Origin of the sequence: Marinobacter xestospongiae (assembly GCF_023156385.1) — a bacterium.
In the GTDB taxonomy this organism is placed as follows: Bacteria; Pseudomonadota; Gammaproteobacteria; order Pseudomonadales; family Oleiphilaceae; genus Marinobacter; species Marinobacter xestospongiae.
In genome coordinates, this window is sequence record NZ_JAKZAK010000017.1 from 111,864 (window position 1) to 125,599 (window position 13,736).

Sequence of the window (13,736 nt, forward strand, 5' to 3'; positions counted from 1 at the left end):
GCCGGACATGAAAAGACACCAGTTGACATCGCCCATTCTAGCCACCGTGCTAGCCACCGCCTTGGTAGCAGGTTGCAGCTCCATCAACCTGCGAACTCACAGCCCCAGTTCGGCCGCTGAGGCGGTCAGCCTGGCTGCCGAGGAAAGCGATCAACAACTTGCCCAGCAATACCTGCTGCGCAGCGCCCGCGCCTTCCAGCAGCAGGGCGATCACCGGTCGGCCCGGCGGATACTCCGCAGCGATGCGCTTGCCACGCCACTGCCAGCGCTGCAGCCGGAACTCGACCTGCTGTCCATGGTCAGCGCCGAAGCGCTTACAGACCAGGGCTGGGCCCGGCAGCTGGTGGTCAGTCGCGCCCGGGATGCGTTCAGCCAGTATGCCGATGACGAGGCCGTTCGCGCCGCGTCACTGCAGGCGTCGCTTTATCGCCAGCTCGACCGCCCCGCCGATGCCGCGCTAACGTTGATGGCGCTGGTCGACAGCGGGCTGGTCGATAACACCATCCCCTGGCATAACCGCATCTGGCGCGCCCTGAAACAGACTTCGGACCAGACCCTGGCCAACCTCAGCCAGCAGGCCAGCAACTACAACGCCCAGGGCTGGCTTGAGCTCGCCGCGCTGCTTCGCAGCGACGACGGCGACATCAACCTGGACCGCCAGGGTCGCCGTATCCGGGACTGGCAATACAACTGGACCGGCCATCCGGCCGCTGCCAACCTGCCAGACGAACTTCGCCTGATCGCCTCGCTGGCACAACAGCGACCAGAACGAATCGCCCTCGCGCTGCCGCTGTCCGGTACCTACGCCAATGCCGGCCAGGCCATTCGGGACGGTTTTCTCTCAGCCTTCTATCTGGATGAGCACCGGGGTGACGCCGACAGTGATATTCGGGTGATCGACACTCACGATCTGGACGCAAAGGGCCTGCTGACAGCACTGAAGGAGGCCGAGCCAGACCTGATTGTCGGCCCCCTGCGCAAGGAACTGCTCACCGAACTCAGCCGACTGGCGCCGTTCCCGGTGCCGGTCCTGGCGCTGAACTACCTGCCCGACAGCCTGCAGGCACCCGAGGACCTCTACCAGTTCGGACTCGCCGCCGAAGACGAGGCGCGTCAGATCGCCGACCGCCTGAAACAGGATGGCCTTGGCCGTGCTTTGGTACTGGTGCCTCAGGGTGACTGGGGCAGCCGTTTTGAGCAGGCACTGCAACAGGCACTCAGTGAAGACGAAGGCGCGGTGCTGGACGTGGTGCATTACGCCGACAGCGACAACCTGCGCGAGCTGACCGCCAATCTGCTGGGCATCTCCGTGTCGCGTGAGCGGGCCATCGACGTTGAACGCACCATTGGTCGCAACATCGAGTTCGAACCGCGCCGCCGTCAGGACGCCGAAGCCATCGTCCTGGTCGCTCAACCGATGATCGCCCGCCAGTTCAAACCCATGTTTGCGTTCTACTACGCCGGCGACCTGCCGGTCTATGCGCCTTCGATTGTGTATGAAGGCAACCCCGATCCCTCCCGGGACCGCGACCTGAACGCCATTCAGCTCACCGATCTGCCCTGGGTTCTGGCTCCGGACAACCCGTTCCGCAACGCCACGCAGGCGGCATTCAGCAACCTCGGCGGCCAGCTCGGTCGACTGTTCGCCATGGGAGCAGACAGTTACCAGTTGACCAACCGCCTGCCGCTGCTGAAACAGATGGCGGATGCCTCCCTGGCGGGCCAGACCGGACAGCTGTCCATGGATCGCCAGGGGCGGGTACACCGCCAGCAACTGTGGGCGCAGTTCCGGCAGGGACAACCGGTGCTGGCCACAGACGCCGGCGAAGACGAAGAACATGAAGAGAACGAGGCGAAGCAGGACGCAGAGCCGATAAACTGACCGCCGGTGCTCCACCCTGGCGTCGCAGAAAGCTCTGCGACTTCGCCAGGGGGGGGACATCAGGCGCATAACCAGCCAGGGACGGCATGAACGAGAAAAAACAGATCGGCGACCGGGCCGAACGGCTGGCGCTTCGCTACCTGAAACGTCAGGGCGTGCGCATCCAGGAGCGGAATGTCTATAACCGCGGCGGCGAGATCGACCTGATTGGCCGCGATCAGGGCACTCTGGTGTTCTTTGAAGTCCGCTACCGCGGCGAAACCAGCCTGGGCAATGCCGCCGAGTCGGTCGACCCAGGCAAGCAACGCAGGCTACTCCGTGCGGTGGAATTCTATCTTCACCGCAACCAGCTATGGCAGGCCGATGTCCGTATCGATGTGATCGCCATCGAGCCGGATGGCCACAACCAATTTCGAATCGATTGGATCAGAAATGCAATTCAGGGCAGCACATGAGTGATGATTTCAGCCTAATCAACGGCTGGTTCGCCAGCCATATGGAACATACCGCACAGGCCGCCAGCGCTACCGGCGAGGGCATCAGCCAGTCGGCGGATGCCGTGGTGCAGACGTTGCTCGCCGACGGCAAAGTCATTGCCTGCGCCAACGGCAATGCCAACATTCTGGCGCAGTACTTCTGCACCGCCCTGTTGAACCGGTTTGATCAGGACCGGCCAGCGCTACCGGCGATCAACCTGGGAGCAGACGCCACAACCTATTCCGCCATCTGTCGGGATAACCGCTTCAATGACACGTTTTCCCGCCAGGTACGCGCCGTTGGTAAGCCCCACGACCTGCTGCTGGTCATCGTGGATGATGGTCACAAGGCCAATCTGATCCAGGCCATTCAGGCTGCCCATGACCGCGATATGCGGGTGGTTGTACTCAGCGCTAAGGAGAAAACCGACATCACCTCGCTGCTGCACCCGGAGGATCACGAGATCACCCTTCATAACCTGGCACCGAGCGAAGCCTCACCATTGATGCTGGTCGTGATCAACGCCCTCTGCGCCCTGATTGACCATAAACTGTTTGGCGCCTGAGCATCAGACAGACACAAAAAAGCCAGCGACTCCAAGAGCGCTGGCTTTTTTGTCGGTGCAGTCAGGGCCGCAGCCCTGCCGCTAATATCGCAGGCACCGCTGGATCTACTTCACCACTTTCAGGGTGGGACGACCACTGGGCCGCTCGCCCTGCTGGGAACCAGACGATGACTTGGACGACGATTCCCGGGGACCGTCGGGATCAGGCGTGCCCGGCTCACTGCCGAACACCATGCCTTCACCGTTTTCCTTGGCGTAGATCGCCATCACCGCCTGCAACGGAATAAAGACCTGCATCGGCACTCCGCCAAAGCGGGCACTGAACTCCAGCGCGGCGTTCCCTACCACCAGGCCACGCACTGCGCCAGGACTGATATTCAGAACGATCTGGCCATTGGCCACATGCTCGGTAGGCACCTGAACGCCCTGGACACCCGCATCTACGACGATGTAAGGCGTACACTGGTTGTCCAGAATCCACTCATTGAACGCCCTTACCAGGTAAGGCCGGCTGGACATCATCTTTACCGTGCTCTCGGTCACGCGTTCCCCCCGTTATCCTGCCCGCAGGCGGACAATCAGTTACGAATGTCTTCTTCCAGATCTGACAGGCTGGCCTTGAAGGCCTCACGGCTGAAGATCCGCTCCATGTACTTCTGGATCGGCTTCGCCTGCTTGTCATTCAGCTCAATGCCCAATGCCGGCAGACGCCACAGAATCGGCGCGATGCAGCAATCAACAATGGTGAATTCTTCGGACAGGAAGAACGGCATCTCGTTGAACAGCGGCGCGGTAGACAGCAAGCTTTCACGCAGTTCCTTGCGGGCCGCATCCGCCGCCTTGCCGGTTGGCTGGGCCAGGATCTGATCCACCAGGCCACACCAGTCCTTCTGGATACGGTGAATCATCAGCCGGCTGTTGGCACGAGCAACCGGGTATACCGGGAGCAACGGCGGATGAGGAAAACGCTCATCCAGGTATTCCATCATGATGTTGGGCTCATAGAGCACCAGATCACGGTCTACCAGGGTCGGCAGGGCGTTGTAGGGATTGGTGTCGGACAGCTCCTCGGGAGGATTGTCCGGATCAACGTCCACGATATCGACAGTCACGCCCTTTTCCGCCAAAACGATGCGAACCCGGTGGCTGTAATGACTGGCCGGATCGGAGAAAAACGTCATTGATGACCGCTTGGTCACAACGCCCATAGAGCTACCTCACGTATATAAAAACGGATTGGATCCAGAAACGCAGAAATCCAGCGGGCCTTCCCGGCCCGCTGGAAATTTCAGGTGGTCGAATTATACCCGATTTCTCAGTGCACGTCTTTCCAGTACTCGCGGTTGAGCAACCAGGCGACCAGGGTAAAGATGACAATGAAGATCAGCGCAAACATACCCAGACGCTCACGCTCAACCATGACCGGGTCTCCCATGTAAGACAGGAAGTTGGTCAGGTCGTACATGGCGCGGTCGAACTCCGCTGACGTCATGCTGCCTTCCAGGGCCCATTCGGTGCACACATCAGCATTGCGAATGTTACCACTGAGCGGATCAACGCTGCTCTTGTGACCGATGGCCGGCTTGACGGCGCACAGCCCTTGCAGATCCACCAGGACATGGGGCATACCAACGTTGTCAAAGACCACGTTGTTGACGCCCAGGGGACGGCTCTCATCCTTGTAGAAGCCGCGCAGGTAGGAGTAGATCCAGTCTTCTCCACGCAGGCGGGATTCCAGCGTCAGGTCAGGCGGCGGGTTACCAAACCAGCTACCGGCCATGTCCTTGTTCATGGAGATTTTCATCAGCTCACCAACCTTGGCGCCGTTGAAAATCAGGTTTTCCTCGTAGAGCTCAACCGGTACGCCGATATCATCCGCCACCCGCTTGTAGCGGGCGTACTCCAGGGAGTGACACCCCATGCAGTAGTTGGCGAACGTTGCGGCACCACGTTGCAGCGACTCCTTGTTGGTATGATCCGGCTCCATGCTGTCCAGCGGAACCGCCACACCGGCTGCCAACCCCAGGGTCGGCAGGAGAATCATGAAAAGACCAACAATCAGCTTTCTCATTATCCTGACACCCTCTCTGGAACTGGCTTGGTTTTTTCCATACGCGTATAGAACGGCATGAGAATAAAGTAGAGGAAGTACAGCGTGGTCAGGATCTGCGCCGCCTTGGTACGTCCTTCCGTCGCCGGCACAATGCCCAGGTAGCCCAGGATCACGAAGCTGACTACGAAGACCAGCAGCGCAATCTTGCTCAGCAGGCCTTTGTAACGGATGGAACGGACCGGGCTGCGATCCAGCCAGGGCAGCACGAACAGGATGGCAATTGCCGCACCCATTACCACAACACCCCAGAACTTGGCAGACAGACCAAACAGGTCAACGGTCACCGCACGCAGCATGGCGTAGAACGGCGTGAAGTACCACACCGGCGCAATATGTTCCGGTGTCTTCAGACTGTTGGCCGGCTCAAAGTTCGGCTTCTCAAGGAACAGACCGCCCATTTCCGGGAAGAAGAACACCACCGCACAGAAGATGAACAGGAAGACACCTACGCCCAACAGGTCGTGAACGGTGTAGTAAGGGTGGAACGGAATGCCGTCTTTCGGAATGCCATTCTCATCCTTCACCTTCTTGATATCCACGCCTTCCGGGTTGTTGGAGCCAACCTCATGCAGCGCCAGCAGGTGGAGCACCACCAGACCCAACAGAACGATAGGCAGAGCCACTACGTGCAGGGCGAAGAAGCGGTTAAGGGTAATGCCGGAAATCAGGTAGTCACCACGAATCCACAGTGACAGATCTTCACCAATCACCGGGATGGCACCGAACAGGTTTACGATAACCTGGGCACCCCAGTAGGACATCTGCCCCCAAGGCAGCAGGTAACCCATGAAGGCTTCTGCCATCAGCACCAGGTAGATCAGCATCCCGAAGATCCAGATCAGCTCACGAGGCTTCTGGTAGGAGCCGTACATGATGCCGCGGAACATGTGCAGGTAAACCACGACGAAGAAGGCCGAGGCACCGGTGGAGTGCAGGTAGCGCAGCAGCCAGCCCCACTCAACGTCACGCATGATGTACTCAACGGAGGCAAAGGCGCCTTCGGCGGAGGGGTTATAGCTCATGGTGAGCCAAATACCCGTCACCAGCTGATTCACAAGCACCAGCATGGCGAGAGAGCCGAAGAAATACCACATGTTGAAGTTCTTCGGCGCGTAATACTTGCTCATGTGCTTCTCGTAGGCTTCTACGATTGGCAGGCGAGCATCGATCCACTGAATGAGTTTTTGCATCACGCGGTCTCCGGATCAAGTCCAACGGTCACCGTCGCATCGTTGTCATAACGATAAGGCGGTACCTCGAGGTTCGATGGAGCCGGCTGGCTCTTGTACACACGACCGGAGAGATCGTAGCGGGAACCGTGACAGGGGCAGAACATACCGCCAAGCCACTCATCCCCCAGATCCGCTGGCGCAACTTCCGGGCGATAGGACGGTACGCAGCCAAGGTGGGTACAGATACCAACCAGCACCACCAGATCCGGGCGCAAGGAGCGGGTATCTCCACTGATGTACGCAGGCTGCTGGGAAGCCTCGGCTGAATCGGGGTCCTTCACTCTCTCGTTCATGACCTCGAGGTTATCGATCATTTCCTGTGTACGACGAATCAGCCATACCGGCTTACCTCGCCATTCCACAGTGATCTGCTGACCGGGTTCCAGCTTGTCGATGTTTACGGTAACCGGAGCACCGGCTGCTTCGGCTTTGGCACTGGGATTCCAGGATGCTACAAACGGAACAGCAGCAAAGCCGGCCCCCACGGCACCCACCGCCGACGTCGCACCGATCAGGAATCGGCGCCGGCCTTGGCTCACGTCGCCATTACTCATTATGGTTTTCTCCCATCAGGCGAGGCGCAACCCGTCCACAGGAGACAGATACGCTTCGAAAAGGACTTCAAGACCCAAAAATATAAGCGCACAAATGGTAATGAAATTAACCAGGCCTTACAAGTCGGAAAGGCAGCTAAGACAAGGCCTGGCGCGGCTCCCAGCGCTTTTCACGTTTCCTTGATCTAAAACAAAAAACCCGGCGAAAGCGCCGGGTTTTTTGTAGTAGAGGTCTGCCAGCGAATTAACGCTTGGAGAATTGCGGACGCTTACGCGCCTTACGCAGACCAACTTTCTTACGCTCGACCGCACGAGCATCACGGGTAACATAACCCGCGCTGCGCAGCGCCGGACGCAGAGTCTCATCGTAATCCATCAGGGCACGAGTCAGACCGTGACGGATCGCGCCGGCCTGACCGCTGATGCCACCACCTTTAACAGTGATGTTGATATCGAAACGATCAGTGGACTCGGCAACAACCAGCGGCTGACGAACGATCATCCGCAGGGTCTCGCGGCCGAAAAACTCTTCGATAGAGCGACCATTGATGGAAATGTTACCGCTTCCCGGCTTGATGAAAACCCGAGCCGTAGATGTCTTGCGGCGACCAGTACCGTAATTTTGTGCTACAGACATATCCGCCTTCCGTTAAATGTCGAGTTCTTTGGGCTGCTGGGCTGCGTGAGGATGCTCAGCGCCGGCATAGATTTTCAGCTTCTGGAACATGGCGCGACCCAGAGGGCCTTTCGGCAGCATGCCCTTAACGGAATGCTGAATTACCTGCTCAGGCGCCTTGTCGACCAGCTTTTCGAAGTTGATGGACTTGATCCCACCCGGGAAGCCGGTATGACTGTAGTACATCTTGGCAGATGATTTCTTGCCGGATACCCGCACTTGGCCGGCATTGATCACGATGATGTAATCGCCAGTGTCGACGTGGGGGGTATACTCAGCCTTATGCTTGCCCCGCAGACGACGGGCGATTTCGGTTGACAGACGACCCAGCGTCTTGCCGGCTGCGTCTACAACGTACCAGTCACGCTTTACTGTTTCTGGTTTCGCACTCAGAGTCTTCATTGATTCCGCCTTGAACGCTATAAAATAAACGTTAAAAGCCAACCTTACATCCCGGGAAACAAGGGATCAGGATGACTTTTGACCTATATGTTTGGTTGGCAGAGACACCATTCGGGGCTGAGATGACGTCATCGCCTTGAAAAGCCAGGGCGCGAAGTATACCCAAACCCGCAACTAAAGCCAACCCTGAGATCGTCCCCCTCGGTTATCCCTGATCACCATCCGTACAGTTTAGCGGTGTTGGTCCAGATCTGCCCGGCCAACTCGGCTTCGGACTCTGGTCGCAAAGCCGCCAGCGCTGACAAAATCGATGGCAGTTGCTCCGGAGAGTTGTTCCCCGGTCGGACACCGGCCGGCGGCATGTCCGGAGCGTCGGTTTCCAACACCAGGGATTCAACCGGCACCCGGGCCAAAGCGTCCCGGGTCTTTCGCGCCCGGTCGTAGGTGATCACGCCGCCAACCCCCAGATAACAGCCCAACGCCACCAGGCGGCTGGCCTGCTGATAGCTGCCGGCAAAGCCGTGCACCAGTACAGGCACATCCACCCGCTTGCGCGCCAGCACTGCGGCCACTTCGTCATGGCTACGGACCGAGTGGACCACCAGTGGTAAAGCAAGGTTCTGGGCCAAATCCACCTGCTGCTCGAACCAGGGCAACTGTTCGGCAAGCACCCCTTTCAGCCGGTCCAGACCGCACTCCCCCAGGGCCACTGGCGCTGGCGACCAGGTTCGCAGCGCCAGCTCAAGCTCCGCCAACGCCTCCGGACCATGCTCTGCGATAAACCAGGGATGAATGCCGAGGCAGTAATCGATGCCCTCGACCTGAGCCGCCAGTTCCCTTCCCCGTGACCAATCCGGCTGGCGCACCCCGGGGATGACCAGCCTCTTCACCCCACCGGCAGAGGCCCTGGCCAGAACGCCGTCCCGATCGTCGTCGAAATGGGGAAAGTCGAAGTGACAATGGGCGTCAACCAGCTGCATCGGCGGCTCCGCTCAGTGCTCCCGGGTCTTGTGGAAGCGGATGTCGGGATGGCGTTCCTGGGCCAGCTGGAGGTTCACCATGGTCGGCGCAATGTAGGCCAGCTGGTCAGCGCCATCGAGCGCCAGGAAATCGTTGGCCTTGCGCTGGAACTCATCCAGGGTACGGGGATCATCGCAGGTTACCCAACGGGCCGTGGCAACGTTGATGGGCTCATAGACCGCTTCCACCTTGTATTCGCTCTTCAGCCGCGCCACCACCACATCGAACTGCAGAACACCTACGGCGCCCACGATCAGGTCGTTGTTCTTCATCGGCCGGAATACCTGCACGGCGCCCTCTTCCGACAGCTGGACCAGCCCCTTCTGCAGCTGTTTGGCCTTGAGCGGGTCTTTCAGACGGATACGACGGAACAGTTCCGGGGCAAAGTTGGGGATGCCGGTGAATTTCATGTCGTCGCCGGCGGTAAAGGTGTCCCCCAGCTGGATCGTGCCATGATTGTGCAGGCCGATAATGTCACCCGCGAACGCCTCTTCAGCGTGGGTGCGATCACCGGCCATGAACGTCAACGCGTCGGAAAACCGCACGTCCTTGCCGATGCGGACATGCCGCGCCTTCATCCCCTGACTGTATCGCCCGGACACGATTCGCAGGAAGGCCACCCGATCCCGGTGCTGGGGGTCCATGTTGGCCTGAATCTTGAACACGAAGCCGGAGAAACCATCCTCTGTCGGCTCCACCTCGCGCTTGTCGGTCGCCCGGGGCTGCGGCGTCGGCGCCCATTCCACCAGACCGTCCAGCATGTGGTCGACACCGAAGTTTCCGAGGGCGGTACCGAAGAACACTGGCGTCAGCTCACCCGCCAGGAACGCGTCCAGATCGAACTCATGAGACGCGCCTTTGACCAGTTCAATCTCATCCCGCAGGTCCGCGGCCTGAGAGCCAAGCTCGTCGTCCAGCTCGGGACTATCCAGCCCACGGATCACCCGCTTTTCCTGGATGGTATGACCCTGACCGCTCTGGTAGAGAATGACTTCATCCCGCAACAGGTGATAGACGCCGCGAAACCCCTTTCCCATACCAATTGGCCAGGTAATGGGTGAGCAGGCAATCTTGAGGACGTCCTCAACCTCATCCATCAGCTCGATGGGATCGCGGGTGTCCCGGTCGAGCTTGTTCATGAAGGTGAGGATAGGCGTATCCCGCAGCCGGGTGACTTCCATCAGTTTGATGGTGCGGTCCTCAACCCCCTTGGCGCTGTCGATCACCATCAGGCAGGAGTCAACCGCTGTCAGGGTGCGGTAGGTGTCTTCCGAGAAGTCTTCGTGCCCCGGGGTGTCCAGCAGGTTGACCAGACGGTCGCTGTAGGGAAACTGCATCACCGATGTGGTGACCGAGATGCCCCGCTCCTTCTCCATCTCCATCCAGTCAGACTTGGCATGCTGGCCAGACTTCTTACCCTTGACCGTACCGGCTTTCTGCAACGCCTGCCCGAACAGCAGCACCTTCTCGGTGATGGTGGTTTTACCGGCGTCCGGGTGGGAGATGATGGCGAAAGTCCGTCTGTTAGCGACTTCCTGGGCAACGGTAGACATAAATAGAATAACCTGGATCGGATAAGTGAGAGGGTTTGCCGCACCCCTGAAGGGGCTGAAAAAGTGGAGCTATTATAGATTCTGGCGACGCTTGACGCGACTTCAGGATGTCGTCAACGGCAGCCGCAGGACCCGGGCATCTTCCCGGCCCTCGGCAGCGGGGTAATAGTTCGGACGCACCCCGATATCCTCGAAGCCTTCGGCCAGATACAGCCCCAACGCCGGCTCGTTGCTTTTACGCACTTCCAGCAATACCGCCGCCATGCCGTCCCTTGCCGCTTCTGCAATCAGATATCGGAGCAGCATCCGTCCGGCCCCTCGTCCCTGAAGCTCTCGGCGAACGCACAGGTTGAGCAGGTGGGCTTCGTCATACTGGTTGGACACTACGGCGTAGCCCGCCAGTCGATCACCATCCATCAACACCCAGGGCCTGTCATGGGGCTGGAAGCAGTCGCGAAAGACCTTCTCTGACCAGGGGTGGGAATATGCCCCCAGCTCGATGACCATGATCTCCGCCAGATCCGACTCCACCATGGGCCTCACGGAAAGGCCGCTGGCGAGAGTTTGGCGATAGCAGCCGGCAGACGTCAACTCGCCAGCACCTGCGCTTTTAACGCCTGCCAGAGTGACCGCTTGGCGTTGGGATCGGTGGCCAGCGTGGCCAGGCTGTGCTCACTGTCGACGGCGACGCTCTTCCAGACTCGGGACACATAGTGCTGTCGCACCGACTCGGCAAGCTCGCCGGCGACACCCAACAGGATAACCGGCCTTCTTTTGAGGCGATCCTGCTGACTTGCCAGCACGCGCTCGAGGCCGGCACTGTCGCCGCCTGGAACCTGAGGGTTGCGGAACACCGGCCACTGGATACGGAACTGATCCTCCACCGACATGTGCAGCGCTTTGAGGATGTTGCTGGCCAGCGCTTCCTGGAGCTGGGAGCTGGCTTCGCTCGACAGTTCGCTAACCAGTACCGCCCCCGAACCAACCCAGATTCCCCAATTGGCCTTAACCGCATCGGGGGCCGCAGTGCCGGCATCGTTTGCCGGCGTCTCCGGTTCTGCCGTGACGGCAGGCGCCACCGGTTGTGGTGCCTCGGCCGGAGGTACAGGATTGCGGGCAACCGACTTCGACGGTTCCGCCTTGGGCTGCGCTGATGCTGCCGGTTCCTCCGGTTTGCCGGAGACCATCCCCTGCAAGGCGGCAAGTCGTCCTGCTGCCTTGCCCGATGCCGGTGGCGGAGGCGCCTCCTCCGGTTCGATGGATGCCTCCGGTTCCGGCTCGCTGAAGTCATACGCCGGACTCGCCGCCGCACCGGGCAAAGGACGGCGGGCATACCAGAGCTGAATACCGGACTGTTGCAGGTAGAACTGCCGAACGGCCTCAGCCATCGCCGGGGGTGAACTAGCTACCATACCGTCCCATCTCGTCGTACTGATCGTCGTACTGACTCATTGCCACCGGATCACACATCGGCGACCTGAGGATGCTGCCGGGTACCTCCCCGGCTGATCAGGTTCAGGGCCTCGATGTAGGCCTTGGCCGATGCGATGATGATATCGGTATCCGAGCCCACGCCATTAACGATTCGACCGCCCCGTTCCAGCCGTACGGTCACCTCACCCTGGGCATCGGTCCCGCTGGTGATGTTGTTCACCGAGTACAGCTGCAGGTTGCAGCCAGAGTCCACCAGTGACTCGATGGCCTGGAAGGTAGCATCGACAGGGCCACTGCCTTCAGCATTCACCGTGTGCTCCTTGCCATCCACCTTCAGTGTCAGTTGAGCACGGGGAACCACCCCGGTTTCGGAGCACACCTTCATGCACACCAGAGAGAAACGACCTTCCTCATCCGCCTGTCGGGTGTCGCTGGCGATGGCCTGTAAATCTTCGTCGAAGATCTCGTGCTTGAGATCCGCCAGGGCTTTGAAGCGGGTAAAGGCTTCGTTAAGTTCCGATTCAGTCTCGAATTGGATACCCAGCTCCTGCAGGCGGGTACGGAAAGCGTTGCGACCGGAGTGCTTGCCCAGCACCAGGCTGTTGGTGTGCCAACCCACATCCTCGGCCCGCATGATCTCATAGGTCTCGCGATGCTTGAGCACGCCATCCTGGTGGATACCGGACTCATGGGCAAAGGCGTTGGCGCCGACGATCGCCTTGTTGGGCTGGACCGGGAACCCGGTAATGGTGGATACCAGACGGGAGGCCGGCACAATGTGGCTGGCATCTACCTGGGTATCAATGTGGAACAGATCCTGCCGGGTGCGAACCGCCATGACAATTTCTTCCAGGGAGGCGTTACCAGCCCGCTCACCGAGACCATTGATGGTGCATTCCACCTGCCTGGCCCCCTGACTCACCGCTGCCAGGGAGTTGGCAACGGCCAGGCCCAGGTCGTTGTGACAATGCACGGAGAAGATCGCCTTGTCGGCGTTGGGGATGCGGTTCATAAGCTGGCCGATGGTGTGACCAAACTGTTCCGGTATGGCATAGCCAACAGTGTCCGGGATGTTGATGGTTGTCGCACCGGCATCGATGGCCGCCTCGATGATGCGGCACAGGAAATCCAGTTCGGAACGGCCAGCATCCTCGCAGGAAAACTCCACGTCACCAACGTGCCCTCTGGCGCGACGGACAGCTCGAACCGCCTGCTCAATGACCTGATCCGGCTCCATCTGCAGCTTGTGCTTCATGTGGATTGGAGAGGTGGCGATGAAGGTATGAATGCGACCACGAGCCGCTGGCTGAATGGCCTCTGCAGCCCGGTCTATGTCTTTATCCAGAGCCCGGGACAGGCTACAGACTGTCGACTCCTTGATCGATTCGGCGATCGCCTTGACTGCTTCGAAATCTCCCTGACTGGCGATGGCAAAACCGGCCTCGATCACGTCCACGCGAAGCTTTTCTAGGATCTTGGCGATCCGCAGCTTCTCGGCTTTGGTCATGGTAGCGCCGGGGCTCTGTTCCCCATCCCGGAGGGTGGTATCAAAGATGACCAGGTGATCGTTGGCGGACATGGTGCTCTCCATCAGGCTGTCTGACTGTGTTTTTCGGGCCAGTATACCATCGAATGGCCTGACGACAGGGTCAACGGTAAAGCGGGAGACTGTTCTGCGAAACAGTTTCCGCAGTCGATGAATTTTTTGCAGGCAATAAAAAACCCCAACATCAAAGATGCTGGGGTTTTCGGTATTAAGAGCCTGACGATGACCTACTCTCGCATGGGCAAGTGCCACACTACCATCGGCGCAGGTCTGTTTCACTTC

At 59.5% G+C, this 13,736-nt stretch carries 15 protein-coding genes; 3 read left to right on the forward strand and 12 right to left on the reverse strand.

The annotated features are described in order from the left end of the window. Positions 1–7: 7 nt before the first annotated feature. The 3 genes from MLD24_RS13415 to MLD24_RS13425 all read left to right on the forward strand — a co-directional run bounded on the left by MLD24_RS13415 (position 8) and on the right by MLD24_RS13425 (position 2,924). Positions 8–1,882, forward strand: a complete 1,875-nt coding sequence (locus MLD24_RS13415) for a penicillin-binding protein activator (RefSeq protein WP_248167099.1) — start codon at positions 8–10, stop codon at positions 1,880–1,882. Between the two features lie 86 nt (positions 1,883–1,968). Beyond that, entirely contained in the window at positions 1,969–2,337 is a 369-nt protein-coding gene (locus MLD24_RS13420; protein WP_248167101.1) for a YraN family protein, read from the forward strand. Then, a complete protein-coding gene (locus MLD24_RS13425) occupies positions 2,334–2,924 on the forward strand; it encodes an SIS domain-containing protein (RefSeq protein ID WP_227172259.1) in 591 nt (196 codons plus the stop codon). The genes MLD24_RS13420 and MLD24_RS13425 overlap by 4 nt, the downstream gene beginning before the upstream one ends. A gap of 105 nt (positions 2,925–3,029) precedes the next feature. On the opposite strand, the gene MLD24_RS13430 is transcribed toward MLD24_RS13425, so the two are convergent. The 12 genes from MLD24_RS13430 to MLD24_RS13485 all read right to left on the reverse strand — a co-directional run bounded on the left by MLD24_RS13430 (position 3,030) and on the right by MLD24_RS13485 (position 13,487). Continuing rightward, complete coding sequence (locus tag MLD24_RS13430; protein ID WP_227176158.1) at positions 3,030–3,446, reverse strand: ClpXP protease specificity-enhancing factor; 417 nt, start codon at positions 3,444–3,446, stop codon at positions 3,030–3,032. A gap of 56 nt (positions 3,447–3,502) precedes the next feature. Beyond that, complete coding sequence (gene sspA / locus MLD24_RS13435) at positions 3,503–4,132, reverse strand: stringent starvation protein SspA (protein ID WP_227172260.1); 630 nt, start codon at positions 4,130–4,132, stop codon at positions 3,503–3,505. A gap of 107 nt (positions 4,133–4,239) precedes the next feature. Further along, positions 4,240–4,995 (reverse strand): cytochrome c1, encoded by a 756-nt coding sequence (locus MLD24_RS13440; protein ID WP_227172261.1) that lies wholly within the window; start codon positions 4,993–4,995, stop codon positions 4,240–4,242. Continuing rightward, positions 4,995–6,227 (reverse strand): cytochrome b, encoded by a 1,233-nt coding sequence (locus tag MLD24_RS13445; RefSeq protein ID WP_248167103.1) that lies wholly within the window; start codon positions 6,225–6,227, stop codon positions 4,995–4,997. The genes MLD24_RS13440 and MLD24_RS13445 overlap by 1 nt, the downstream gene beginning before the upstream one ends. Next, the gene (gene petA / locus MLD24_RS13450) at positions 6,227–6,823 is read right to left on the reverse strand and encodes a ubiquinol-cytochrome c reductase iron-sulfur subunit (RefSeq protein ID WP_227172263.1); all 597 of its coding nucleotides are present in this window, start codon (positions 6,821–6,823) and stop codon (positions 6,227–6,229) included. The genes MLD24_RS13445 and petA overlap by 1 nt, the downstream gene beginning before the upstream one ends. Before the next feature lie 244 nt (positions 6,824–7,067). Further along, positions 7,068–7,460: a 30S ribosomal protein S9 gene (gene rpsI / locus MLD24_RS13455; RefSeq protein ID WP_227172264.1), complete on the reverse strand. Its 393-nt coding sequence runs from the start codon at positions 7,458–7,460 to the stop codon at positions 7,068–7,070. 12 nt (positions 7,461–7,472) lie between these two features. Continuing rightward, positions 7,473–7,901, reverse strand: coding sequence for a 50S ribosomal protein L13 (rplM, locus tag MLD24_RS13460; RefSeq protein ID WP_248167105.1), 429 nt, complete (start codon positions 7,899–7,901; stop codon positions 7,473–7,475). A gap of 215 nt (positions 7,902–8,116) precedes the next feature. Next, a complete protein-coding gene (locus MLD24_RS13465) occupies positions 8,117–8,881 on the reverse strand; it encodes a TatD family hydrolase (RefSeq protein ID WP_248167107.1) in 765 nt (254 codons plus the stop codon). A 12-nt stretch (positions 8,882–8,893) separates the two neighbouring features. Next, the gene (prfC, locus tag MLD24_RS13470; RefSeq protein WP_248167109.1) at positions 8,894–10,474 is read right to left on the reverse strand and encodes a peptide chain release factor 3; all 1,581 of its coding nucleotides are present in this window, start codon (positions 10,472–10,474) and stop codon (positions 8,894–8,896) included. Between the two features lie 102 nt (positions 10,475–10,576). After that, entirely contained in the window at positions 10,577–11,008 is a 432-nt protein-coding gene (rimI, locus tag MLD24_RS13475) for a ribosomal protein S18-alanine N-acetyltransferase (RefSeq protein ID WP_248167111.1), read from the reverse strand. Positions 11,009–11,061: 53 nt separating this feature from the next. Next, a complete protein-coding gene (locus tag MLD24_RS13480; protein ID WP_248167113.1) occupies positions 11,062–11,886 on the reverse strand; it encodes a hypothetical protein in 825 nt (274 codons plus the stop codon). A 50-nt stretch (positions 11,887–11,936) separates the two neighbouring features. Beyond that, positions 11,937–13,487, reverse strand: a complete 1,551-nt coding sequence (locus MLD24_RS13485) for a 2-isopropylmalate synthase (protein ID WP_248167115.1) — start codon at positions 13,485–13,487, stop codon at positions 11,937–11,939. Positions 13,488–13,736: the final 249 nt, after the last annotated feature.

Excerpts from the sequence above, each read along its gene's own strand:
- MLD24_RS13415 (WP_248167099.1), top strand. The coding sequence starts at position 8 with ATGAAAAGACACCAGTTGACATCGCCCATTCTAGCCACCGTGCTAGCC.
- MLD24_RS13420 (WP_248167101.1), top strand. The coding sequence starts at position 1,969 with ATGAACGAGAAAAAACAGATCGGCGACCGGGCCGAACGGCTGGCGCTT.
- MLD24_RS13425 (WP_227172259.1), top strand. The coding sequence starts at position 2,334 with ATGAGTGATGATTTCAGCCTAATCAACGGCTGGTTCGCCAGCCATATG.
- MLD24_RS13430 (WP_227176158.1), bottom strand. The coding sequence starts at position 3,446 with ATGATGTCCAGCCGGCCTTACCTGGTAAGGGCGTTCAATGAGTGGATT.
- sspA (WP_227172260.1), bottom strand. The coding sequence starts at position 4,132 with ATGGGCGTTGTGACCAAGCGGTCATCAATGACGTTTTTCTCCGATCCG.
- MLD24_RS13440 (WP_227172261.1), bottom strand. The coding sequence starts at position 4,995 with ATGAGAAAGCTGATTGTTGGTCTTTTCATGATTCTCCTGCCGACCCTG.
- MLD24_RS13445 (WP_248167103.1), bottom strand. The coding sequence starts at position 6,227 with ATGCAAAAACTCATTCAGTGGATCGATGCTCGCCTGCCAATCGTAGAA.
- petA (WP_227172263.1), bottom strand. The coding sequence starts at position 6,823 with ATGAGTAATGGCGACGTGAGCCAAGGCCGGCGCCGATTCCTGATCGGT.
- rpsI (WP_227172264.1), bottom strand. The coding sequence starts at position 7,460 with ATGTCTGTAGCACAAAATTACGGTACTGGTCGCCGCAAGACATCTACG.
- rplM (WP_248167105.1), bottom strand. The coding sequence starts at position 7,901 with ATGAAGACTCTGAGTGCGAAACCAGAAACAGTAAAGCGTGACTGGTAC.
- MLD24_RS13465 (WP_248167107.1), bottom strand. The coding sequence starts at position 8,881 with ATGCAGCTGGTTGACGCCCATTGTCACTTCGACTTTCCCCATTTCGAC.
- prfC (WP_248167109.1), bottom strand. The coding sequence starts at position 10,474 with ATGTCTACCGTTGCCCAGGAAGTCGCTAACAGACGGACTTTCGCCATC.
- rimI (WP_248167111.1), bottom strand. The coding sequence starts at position 11,008 with ATGGTGGAGTCGGATCTGGCGGAGATCATGGTCATCGAGCTGGGGGCA.
- MLD24_RS13480 (WP_248167113.1), bottom strand. The coding sequence starts at position 11,886 with ATGGTAGCTAGTTCACCCCCGGCGATGGCTGAGGCCGTTCGGCAGTTC.
- MLD24_RS13485 (WP_248167115.1), bottom strand. The coding sequence starts at position 13,487 with ATGTCCGCCAACGATCACCTGGTCATCTTTGATACCACCCTCCGGGAT.